The 2,837-nt window shown below is 43.7% G+C and carries 2 protein-coding genes; both read right to left on the bottom strand.

All coding sequences use genetic code 11. From position 1 onward, the window contains the following. Nucleotides 1-118 precede the first annotated feature (118 nt). The gene (locus F6K38_RS38770; protein WP_287360255.1) at nt 119-886 is read right to left on the bottom strand and encodes a phosphonate ABC transporter ATP-binding protein; all 768 of its coding nucleotides are present in this window, start codon (nt 884-886) and stop codon (nt 119-121) included. Nucleotides 887-1,190: 304 nt separating this feature from the next. Then, nucleotides 1,191-2,111, bottom strand: a complete 921-nt coding sequence (locus F6K38_RS38765; protein ID WP_287360253.1) for a putative selenate ABC transporter substrate-binding protein — start codon at nt 2,109-2,111, stop codon at nt 1,191-1,193. Nucleotides 2,112-2,837 lie beyond the last annotated feature (726 nt).

Here is a 2,837-nt window from a genome sequence, read left to right as displayed (position 1 = left end):
GAATTGATTTGAGGATTTAGGTAAATAACCTATAATAACCGAATTTGGTATAGTGTGTCTTAAACTTTACTCCGAGTGCTATATAAGTTGAGACGGAACGGTTCCTGAAAATTGAAAACTATACATTCATCAGATCAGTCTCTGTAGCATATAATTTGTCGATCATGCTCTGAGACAAAACCCCTGGAGGAACATCAAAGACAATCTGTCCCCGTTGCAATCCCACCAAGCGATCGCAATGACTGCAGGCGAATTCGAGAGAATGGAGACTAGTTACTAATGTCTTTCCCCCAGTTTCAGTTATCTCCTTGAGCAAATCCATAATTTCCCGACTCATTTGCCAGTCCAGGTTAGAAATCGGTTCATCAGCAAGAATCACCTCAGGATTTTGCACCAGCACTCTAGCTAAGGCAACCCGTTGTTGCTGTCCTCCAGACAGTTCCTCGGTCGGTGCATAGAGCTTTTCGGGAATTCCTACCTGAGCTAAAGCCTTGAGAGCAGTGTCTACATCTTGGGGAAACAATAAAGAAACAAGGGCTTTCATCAATGACCAGCGTCCTAAATGACCCGCATTAACGTTATGAATCACCCGAAGGTTATTGACTAGATTGAACTGTTGGTAAACGGTGCCAAGGCGACGCTGCACCTGACGCAATTGGCGCGGGGAGATTCTAGCTAGATTACGACCTAAGACCCAGACTTCTCCTTGGCTGGGGAGTAAGATGCCATTGAGCAGGCGCATCAAGGTACTTTTACCTGCACCGCTCGCCCCCACTAGGGCAACTCGTTCCCCAGGATAAATCTTGAGGTTAAGGTTAGTCAATGCCCGAAACTGGCCAAATTGCTGGGATACCTGTTTGAGTTCAAAGATAGGAATTTTAGTCATTGGTGATTAGTGATAAGCTTTTCAGGATTTGGCGTTGCTTAATATTGGAATGATTTGAATAGTTTTGTGGAATGGGCATCTTGCCTGTTCCTGGCGGTGCGACCGGTGGCGAATTTAATTCGACGACTGTAAGCGCACCAGATCTTTTCGGTCTGGGAGGATGCCCACCCTACTCCTATTCAGCGCGAAGATTTAACAACTTCATTCCTTGACTTACGCAACGTCACCTAAATTGCTCAAAGGGAACAGCGGATCTGCGGATAAAGAAACGGGGAATAACCAATTTAAATGCACATCAGCTTATTTACTTAATCTTGCCAATTTTCCGTCCAATTGCCTCAATGTCGGAATAGTTGTCATTTTTTGTAGAAATAAATTTAGTAGCTCCAAATAAGTCAAGAATTTGTTTTTGCTCGGGAACATTAGGATCTAGCTTTAACAAGGCGGCTTGAACCCGCTCAACAAAATCATCGCCGTAGCGTTCTTTGACTTTAGGATTAATCACCCAGTGATAATCATAGTAAGCTGGAGTTCGCCAAATCAATTCTACTTTTTTTAAGTCCACATTTCCAGCTGCAACGCGACTCTTCCAGACCTGTTCGTTTAAGGCTCCTACCTTGTAGCTCCCTGCCTCAACCAATTGAATTGTGGCATCGTGGGATTTGGAAAACCCAACTTCACCTTGAAAATCGTCTAAGGTTACCCCTGCTTGTTCTAGAAAATACTGGGGCATCAAGCGTCCAGAGGTAGATGACTCACTCCCAAAGGTTAAGGTATGACCTTTCAAAACTTTTAAATCTTTAATGTCCTTAATGGGTTTAATCCCACTGCTTTTATTAGCGATAAAAACGGTGTGAAATTCAGCATCAATATCCCGTTGAGCGATCGCTTCAGCCTCTTCTACCTGTAACCGTGCTTGAACCCCAGTCAGTCCACCAAACCAGACCAGATCCAAGTCCCCCACCCGAAAAGCTGTTACCGCTGCTGCATAGTCAATCACAGGCTTGTATTCTACCGGAACTTTTAACTCTGCTTCTAGGTAAGCTGCAAGCTTGCCGTAGAGTCGCTGTAACTTTTCAGGATCTTGATCGGGGATTGCTCCAGTGGTAAAAGATTGAACCTGAGCCCCATTTCCAGACGAGGATGTAGAATCGGAGCTAGGGGAACAGGCAGTAACCGGTAGTAATAGGACTAAAATAAAACCTAGTAAGATTTTTTTGTTCATTGTTTTTTTTCTTGATCATCAAACTGTGAAGATTATACTTTGGATAAGGTTAAACTTTGATTTTTTTTATCCCAGATTCCGCCGATTAAGTTGTAGTATTAAAGTAATACGCTAATCCTGTGTAGCTTGGCGATTTTTTTTACCTATAAATATTGAATTGGGTGCATCTCATTGTCTTGATGCAAAGCGCGAGTGGGGGAAACCCCCAAGACCGCGCTGCATCGCTTTTGCTGTTTGGCCCGGTGGTGCGTTACGGGGCGGATGCTGCTGGCGAAATATAAGTTAACATCCAAAACACTTATTCTGCCGTTGATTACGTTACAAAACTATAAAATATTTTTCGACCATTAAACGGAATATCAAGGCTTTCAGCGTGTTAAAAAATGTTTCGCCAACAGCATCCGGGGCGGGCTGTCCCAACGCTGTCTACGAGGCGGAAAATGAGGGCAAGCCCCCTAACGCACCCTACGCAACATTTAGGTGCGACGCGAATTTAATAATTAGATGCGGAAAGCGCACCTTTTCAAATATGAGATGGACCCTATTGAATTTGGCGCTATCGGTGTTTGATAAGCCACAGATAAAGCCTGATTATTACCTATGACACTGTCAAGTCTGGCATGTGGGTTTTATTGAACCAAAATTTAGATAAACTGAAGACAGCTTTTTCAATTTTTTCAACGGGTCTCATGCAGGCAGCTCCTCAACCGATCACCACAGATTTAG

It is taken from the genome of Moorena sp. SIO3B2, assembly GCF_010692525.1.
GTDB lineage: Bacteria > Cyanobacteriota > Cyanobacteriia > Cyanobacteriales > Coleofasciculaceae > Moorena > Moorena producens.
The sequence above is the reverse complement of the archived record's forward strand: the minus strand, read 5'-3'. Positions and strand labels throughout refer to the sequence as shown.

Excerpts from the sequence above, each read along its gene's own strand:
- F6K38_RS38770 (WP_287360255.1), bottom strand. The coding sequence starts at position 886 with ATGACTAAAATTCCTATCTTTGAACTCAAACAGGTATCCCAGCAATTT.
- F6K38_RS38765 (WP_287360253.1), bottom strand. The coding sequence starts at position 2,111 with ATGAACAAAAAAATCTTACTAGGTTTTATTTTAGTCCTATTACTACCG.